Source organism: Polaromonas sp. P1_G4, from assembly GCF_056405475.1.
Genome location: NZ_JBFUCA010001071.1, coordinates 1 through 514 on the forward strand (window position 1 = coordinate 1; position 514 = coordinate 514).

The 514-nt window shown below is 60.3% G+C and carries 1 protein-coding gene; it reads left to right on the forward strand.

The window, feature by feature from the left end; genetic code table 11:
• Positions 1–38: 38 nt before the first annotated feature.
• A partial coding sequence (locus AC1D1X_RS25435; RefSeq protein ID WP_477699656.1) for an AraC family transcriptional regulator occupies positions 39–514 on the forward strand: 476 nt, incomplete at its 3' end.

Genomic DNA, 514 nt, shown 5'->3' on the forward strand with positions numbered 1-514 from the left:
GGCCCGTGGGGCCGGTTTTATCTGAAAGAGGCTTGAACATGCACATTGAACTGAAGACCATTCCTGCCATGCGCCTGGCTTACATGCGCAATACCGGCCCTTATGGCGACCAGGTGGCGCAGCTATGGCAACGCTTTGTCGCCTGGTGCGGCCAGCACGGCCACATGAGCCCGCGCCCCAGGATGTACGGCATCAGCCAGGACAACCCCGAGATCACGCCGGCCGACAAATGCCGCTACGACGCCTGCATTGAAGTGAACGAGGCCTTCAAACCGCAAGGCGAGACAGGCGTGCAGAACTTTGGCGGCGGGCGCTACGCCTGCGGCCGTTTTACCGGCAAGCCGGGCAATGAAGTGCACGAAGCCTGGACGCACATGTTTGCCGAGTGGCTTCCGCAAAGCGGCTACCAGCCGGAGAACAAGCCGGCGCTGGAGCTGTATGAAGAAGACTTTGTAATGGATCCGAAGACCGGCACCTTCAGTTGCTGGCTGTGTGTACCGGTCAAGGCGCTATA